This window comes from Nocardia jejuensis NBRC 103114 (assembly GCF_001613145.1).
Classification (GTDB): Bacteria; Actinomycetota; Actinomycetes; order Mycobacteriales; family Mycobacteriaceae; genus Nocardia; species Nocardia jejuensis.
Genome location: NZ_BDBU01000019.1, coordinates 333,206 through 339,244 on the forward strand (window position 1 = coordinate 333,206; position 6,039 = coordinate 339,244).

At 68.3% G+C, this 6,039-nt stretch carries 6 protein-coding genes; all 6 read right to left on the minus strand.

What is annotated here, in order from left to right; translation table 11 throughout:
• Nucleotides 1-36: 36 nt before the first annotated feature.
• The 6 genes from NJ1_RS16670 to NJ1_RS16695 are packed head-to-tail and all read right to left on the minus strand — an operon-like array spanning nt 37 to nt 5,968.
• Entirely contained in the window at nt 37-507 is a 471-nt protein-coding gene (locus tag NJ1_RS16670; protein ID WP_157574044.1) for a hypothetical protein, read from the minus strand.
• A 31-nt stretch (nt 508-538) separates the two neighbouring features.
• Nucleotides 539-1,087, minus strand: a complete 549-nt coding sequence (locus NJ1_RS16675; protein WP_067694632.1) for a hypothetical protein — start codon at nt 1,085-1,087, stop codon at nt 539-541.
• 16 nt (nt 1,088-1,103) lie between these two features.
• A complete protein-coding gene (locus NJ1_RS16680) occupies nt 1,104-2,330 on the minus strand; it encodes a peptidoglycan DD-metalloendopeptidase family protein (RefSeq protein ID WP_067694634.1) in 1,227 nt (408 codons plus the stop codon).
• Nucleotides 2,331-2,334: 4 nt separating this feature from the next.
• Nucleotides 2,335-2,643 carry a hypothetical protein gene (locus NJ1_RS16685; RefSeq protein ID WP_067694636.1) on the minus strand — a complete coding sequence of 103 codons (309 nt, stop codon included), beginning with the start codon at nt 2,641-2,643 and terminating at the stop codon, nt 2,335-2,337.
• The gene (locus tag NJ1_RS16690; RefSeq protein ID WP_174557085.1) at nt 2,640-4,484 is read right to left on the minus strand and encodes a putative type IV secretion/conjugal transfer ATPase; all 1,845 of its coding nucleotides are present in this window, start codon (nt 4,482-4,484) and stop codon (nt 2,640-2,642) included. Before NJ1_RS16690 ends, NJ1_RS16685 begins: the two co-directional genes overlap by 4 nt.
• Complete coding sequence (locus tag NJ1_RS16695) at nt 4,481-5,968, minus strand: SCO6880 family protein (protein ID WP_067694639.1); 1,488 nt, start codon at nt 5,966-5,968, stop codon at nt 4,481-4,483. The genes NJ1_RS16690 and NJ1_RS16695 overlap by 4 nt, the downstream gene beginning before the upstream one ends.
• Between the last annotated feature and the right edge of the window lie 71 nt (nt 5,969-6,039).

A 6,039-nucleotide genomic window follows, 5' to 3' on the forward strand; every position in this document is an offset into this window, starting at 1 on the left:
AAGATCCTTTGCGTGGCAGTCATTTCAGAGGCCCGGTCAGGCTGCGCGGCGAGCCCGCGTGCGCCCCGCCCGGGTCGTGGCGGTGCGGGTCTGGCGGCGTTTGCGGGTGATCGCGGCGCCCACGCGGCGGCGCACGAGCAGCAGCTCCTCGGCGGCGGCCTCGAGCAGATCAGCAGTGTGCAGTTCGATCACCCGGTCGGTGTCAGTCGCGTCATCGCGCTCTGCGCGGCAGCGCCACGTATGCGCGGCCGCGTGTAGTTGCTCGACCTCGAAATCCAGCGCCGTCTGCATCCGGCACAGCGGATCACCGCGATAACAGCCATAGCCCTTGTCCGCGACCTCGAGGGGGCGATCCACGATGTCCGCGCCCTCGAAATCGGTGTGCGCGAGGTAGCGGCGGCGGGTGCGCGTCATGTACGCGGACATCCACGCAGCCCACGCGGCCGCCGATTCATCGAACGGAACAGTCTTTTTACCGGTGCGGGTGGGTGTGTTGCGAGCAGGCATCGTGACCTCCTAACGAAAAGGGACAGAAGGGTTATCGGGTGATCGTGTAGGCGGACAGTCGCCATCCGTCCGGACCCGAGACGGTGCTGGCGTCGATGTTCATGACCCGCCACCGGGTGCTGGTGCCGTCGCGGTGCAGCACGGTCTGCGTGAGCGCCACACTCACCACCGCCGTGCTGTCGGTAGGCACACGCACGCCGCTCGTGTGGGCGGTGGCGACCACGATGTCCCCGGCCTCGCGCCACCGCGCCCACTCGCTAAGAGGTTTGATCCCGGTCGCGGGCGGGCTGCCCGCCTCACGCGCGAGCTGACCGGCCAGCCACGGCGTGGCGCGGGTGAGCGCGGCCCCGGGCGAAGGATCGGTGTTCGGCTGCCACGAGAACATCACCGAAAGCCCCTGCTGGGCCGCGAGTCCCGGCCCGGCACCCGAGGGGACCGGGCCGGTGATCTCGTACTCCGCATCCCCGCCGTGCTCAGGGGTGGTCGCGGGCTGGTGGGCGGTACGCAGGGTCACCACGAGCGCGGCGGCCGCGAGCGCGGTGACCGCCACGGCCAGGACCAGTACGAGAGTGCGTTTCACGACCGTCTCCTCCGTCTCACACCAGGGCCCGGTATTCGGGTTCCATCGCCAGGATGTTGTCCGCGTACGGGCGGGTCTGGACTTCGTAATCCGAATGCCCCGAAGGGAATCCGCCCGAGGCCAGGACCGCGCCCTCGCCGGCGTTGTAGCCCGCCAGATACAGCACGCGCCGGTCTCCGGACCAGGTCACCTGACCCGAGGCGATCCAGCCGTCGATCGCTTCGGCGATGTGGCACATGAACCGGCCTTGGGCCATGATCGCGTCGGACGGTTTGTGCACGTCACCGGTTCCGGGCGGCCCGGTGGGGTTGCCCTGCTCATCGACCGGGGTCCCCCAGGACTGCCAGGTGCCGGGCATGAACTGCGCGGGGCCCTGCGCACCGGTCTCGCTCAATGCGGTGACTTTCGCGCCGCCATCAGGGCTCCAGCCGCCTTCCTGGCGGCCTTGCGCGGCAAGAAGACTCGAGGAGATCTGCGGGCACAACGCCCCGGCCTTGCGGTACCAGGGTTCGAAATCCGGCGGGACTTTCCCGGGTTGTAGGTTGTCCACTCCCCCGCCCGGTGTCGTGGGACACGGCGGCGCAACAGGTTTCGCCGCCTCGCCCTGTCCGGACGGGGCGCTCGCGCCGTCGAGCCACGGCACCGGATCGACCGCGTGCCCGCCGGTGAGGCGCCCGCCGTCGAGGTAGACCTCGAAATGCAGGTGCGCGCCGGTGGATTCACCGTTGGACCCGACGCGGGAGATCTGCTGTCCGGCCTTGACCTGGTCCCCGGCGTGTACGAGGAGGTCTTGGGCGTACATGTGCCCGTACACGGTGCCGACCTGGGCGCCGTTGTCGTTGTGGTCGAGCACGATCCATTCCCCGAACCCGGACGCGGGCCCGGACTCGGCGACCACGCCGTCCATCGCGGCGTAGATCGGTGTCCCGGCCGGTGCGGCCAGGTCCACGCCCTTGTGGCTGCCGCCGCGTGAGCCGAACACGTCGCTGATCTCGTAGCTTCCGGGCGCGACCGGCCACACCCGCGACCCCATCGACGCCACCGGCCCCGGAGCGGGAGCGGGTTTCGCGTCGCCCACCAGCACGGTGTCGGTGTTCGTCGCCGGTGTGGTGCTGGTCGGTGCCGTGGACCCGGCGGGGGTGCAGTCGGGGGTGTCGTCCCCGAGCATGAACACGACCACGATCATCGCCGTCGCGGCCCAGAAGGCCAGGACGCACAACAGGATCGCGGACGGCTGCTTCATGACGCTAAGCCCGGCCGGCCTGGTCGGTGAGTGCTTGCGCGAGTTCCTGGTTCAGAGCTTGTGAGCAGGCGAGTTCGCGTTTGAGGTGCTCCACGACCGCTTCCAAGCGCGGCACGCTGCGGCTCGGGGACCGGCCGTCCTCGGCCGCGACCCACAACAGGACCGTATTGAAGTGGCGACCGATGTCTTCGGCGACGCGTTTGGCGGCCGCGGTCCGGGACATCTGCGACGGCGAGAGCTCACGCACGCGCGCGATGGCGGCGTGGCGGATGCGTTCGTCGATGGGGCCGTAGCGGCGTTCGGGTGCGCTCATGACGCCAACCTCCCAGGTGACGTGGTGCGACCGAATGTGCTGAATTTGGCGCTGGTTTCGTGAATCCCGGACGCGATTTCGACGTCGGTGAGTTCCATCTGGAACGGGATCCCCGGGGAGCGGTCCTCGGCGACCTTGAGCAGGAACTTGCCCACCCCGGCCGCGATCGGTACCGGAGCACCGGGGCGCAGCGGTTCACCGGTGAGCGCTTGGGGCGCGGACCAGGAGGTGACCATGGCTTGTTCGGTGCCGGTCAGCTTCACCACCCCGTCGAGGGCTTCGAGCTCGTCCGCCGGGAGTGGGCCCAGGATCTTCGCGCGCGAGCGCTCGAGGAATCCGACCGCGCGATCGGCTGCGGCGCCTAGGGCTTTGAGGTCGCGGATCGAGTGGGAGATCATGATCAGCGAGGTCGCCAGGCCGCGTTGCAGGCGGGTGAGCTCGTCGACGCGGTCGATCATGAACTCGCCCAAACCCAGGACCTGCCAGAGTTCGTCCATGACGACCTGGAAATAGCGCTGGCGCTCCAACCCGAGCTCGGCCAGGAGGTTCAGGGCTTCGATCGCCCCGAATCCGGCGCTCCAGCACGTGAGCATCGCGGCGGCCTTGAGTTTCTTGTCGCCCTTGGGGATATGGGAGACATCGATGACCACCCCGACCGCGTCCATATCGATCGGGACCGTCGTGGCACCGTTGAATACCTGTCCGAACGGGCCCTGCGTCAGCGCGCGCATCGAGCGCCGCAACGCGATGATCGCGTCTTCGTACTGCTCCGGAGTGCGCGCGCCCGCGTCGAGCATCAGTTCCGGTCCGCCGGTGGCGATCACCTCGGCCAGGTCCGCGAGGGTCGGCGGGGCCGTGGTGTCGAATCCACGTCCACCCTCGGATTCGGGAGTGAACAAGATGCGCAGGCCGGTGGACAGGAGAGTGTCCTCGAAGTCGCGGACCTTCTCCCCGCGCACCAACTCGACCAGCGCCGCGACGAGCGTGGTTTGCCGAGCCCGGATCTCCGAAGCCAGGTTGGTCGCATCCAGGTCCAGGTGCTCCGCGCGCAAGCGCCGCAGCGCCGATCCCATGACACCGGCATCGAGGGGGTTGATCTTGCCGTGCCCGTATCCCAAATCGATGACCTGACCACCGCACATGGCGATCGTGTCCCGGTAATCGGGTTTCACATCCGCCAGCACCAGGGGCGTGATGCCTTGGGCGATGCCGCCGAGCACGATGCGGCGCACGAGGGAGGATTTGCCGAATCCGTTGAGGCCCAGCACGAACAGGCTCGGGGCGGTGATGAAGGCACCGCGGGTGAACCAGTTCATCGGGTCGAAGCACACCGGCTCGCCGGTATCGAGATGACGACCCAACGGGGTGCCGATGACCGGGGCTCCAGCGCCGACGCACCACGGCCACAGGCCGGCGATCTGCGCGGTGGTGGCACGGAATTCGGGCATCGTGCCCACAGACCGGGACACCCCGCCGCCCGGGCCCTCCGCGCCGCGGTCGGTGACCCGGATCTGGCCTTTACGAGGCTTCTTCTTATTCGGGACGGTGCCGGTCTTGGCGGGGTCGCCCACGACGCGCAACCGGTTGTCGTCGGTTCTGATCCGGAATCCGGCGTAGGCCGCCTGCACGGGATTGCCGGTACACGCCAGATTTTCCAGGCGCGTGCGGTCAGCGGGTGAGAGGAGCGTGGTGCCGAACCCGCCGGACTTGTTCGTCGGGTCGGTCTGTGTGGCAACTGCTTTCGCGGTTTTCTTCGGCGGGACGGCGGGTTGCTTGGTGGCCTTGCGGGTGCCGGTCTTGGTGACGCGCTGGCGGCCGGGGCGGTGGCGAAGGGGGTTCATGATGCCTTCACCACCTTCGGTAGCGAGCTCATCTCGGGAAGCAGGGCGCCTGCGCCCATGCTCGCGGCGAACGCCGCGGCCTGATACCGGTAGCAGCGGCGAATCTTCAACCGGGTTTGTGAGGCAAGGTCTTTGGTGATCGCCTCGATCGAGGGCAGCTCGGTGTCGTTCTGCGCGGTGACCGTGATCAGATACCCGACCCGGGTCACCCCGTGCCCGCGGGCTTGTTCACCGCGGGCTTGTTCGGTGGCTTCCACGCGGATCGCCGCGGTCGCGGACCCCACCCCACGCTCGGTTTGCGCCGCGACGAGCGCGTCCTTGTAATCGTTGTCCACGATATCGGCGGCGTCCCCGGCCGAATGCGGCCGGTAGATGACCGCGACGCGTTTGCGCGGCAACTGATCGTTCGGGGCCAGCAGGCGTTGCAGGACGCGTTCGCGCACAACCCCTTCCGGAGCGCCGTCGCATTCCCACGTGACGGACATGGTGCCGTCGTGCAGCAGATGCCCGAGCTTCTCATCGTGATGCACCGGCCCCGCGTCATCCCACGTGAGCCCATGCGATTCACCCAGTTCCGCGGCCTCCTCGAGGTCTGCTTCACTGGCTGGATCCCAGGACCGGCGCACCACGGCGATGATCTCCTCGCCCGTCATCGGCCGTGCCCGCACACCCGCGTCCGCGAGCGCGGCCACGATCAATGGCAGACGCCGCCCGATCTCCTCGGCTTGTTCCGCGGGCACCTTGCGCCGCGCCGGGGTGGTGGCCTTGAACGAGATGGAGCACCAGGACTCCATGCGCACCGATTCGGACGGGAGTTGTTCGGCCAGTTGCGCCATCATCAGCCGCGCCGGTTCCGGAGCGGTGTCGACGGTGAGATTGTTGACCTCGGTGGCCAAGCGATTTCCGGTTTCGGGCATGGAGTCCACGACCACGGTGATCGCCTCGATATCGGGCTTCTCACCCAAGGTCGCCAGGAGGTTTCCCCAGGCGCCGACCCATTGGTCGATGCGGTCCTGATCGACCGCGCGGGCGCCTTGGGGCCAGCATTTGACCATCACCGTGTACAGGTGATGCGAGGGCATGTGGGTCATGCCGAACCGGTATCCGGCCGCATCCACCCCCTCATAAAGTTTGGAGGTGGCCATCAGGCCGGGGAGTTTGCAGGTGCCGAAGCGGGAGAAAACTCCCGCCGCGTACAGGTTTTCCCGGCGCAGGCAGGTGCGCATCCAGCCGATCATGAGAATCGCCCTTTCGTATCCGGTCCGGCCACCGCTTGAGATCGCGAGCGGAACCAGCAGCACAAGCTCGATCGCGCCGACGCTCACCCCGGCGATCGGGCCGATCAGCATCAGCATCAGCAGCGCGATCACCACCGCGACGAACCCGAGTACCGAGACTGTCCAGCCCATCCCCCACAGGCCCTCGCGGCGTGGCGTGGTCCAGCCGCCATAGGTGCGTTCCTCGACCACCAGCGGGGTGTTCATCGCGGCACCGCCGCACGACCGGCCCCGTTAGGACGCGCCACCGGCGGAGGCGTCGCGGCCGCACTGACCGC

Coding starts and splice junctions, on each gene's coding strand:
- NJ1_RS16690 (WP_174557085.1), bottom strand. CDS start 4,484: ATGAACCCCCTTCGCCACCGCCCCGGCCGCCAGCGCGTCACCAAGACC.
- NJ1_RS16685 (WP_067694636.1), bottom strand. CDS start 2,643: ATGAGCGCACCCGAACGCCGCTACGGCCCCATCGACGAACGCATCCGC.
- NJ1_RS16695 (WP_067694639.1), bottom strand. CDS start 5,968: ATGAACACCCCGCTGGTGGTCGAGGAACGCACCTATGGCGGCTGGACC.
- NJ1_RS16670 (WP_157574044.1), bottom strand. CDS start 507: ATGCCTGCTCGCAACACACCCACCCGCACCGGTAAAAAGACTGTTCCG.
- NJ1_RS16680 (WP_067694634.1), bottom strand. CDS start 2,330: ATGAAGCAGCCGTCCGCGATCCTGTTGTGCGTCCTGGCCTTCTGGGCC.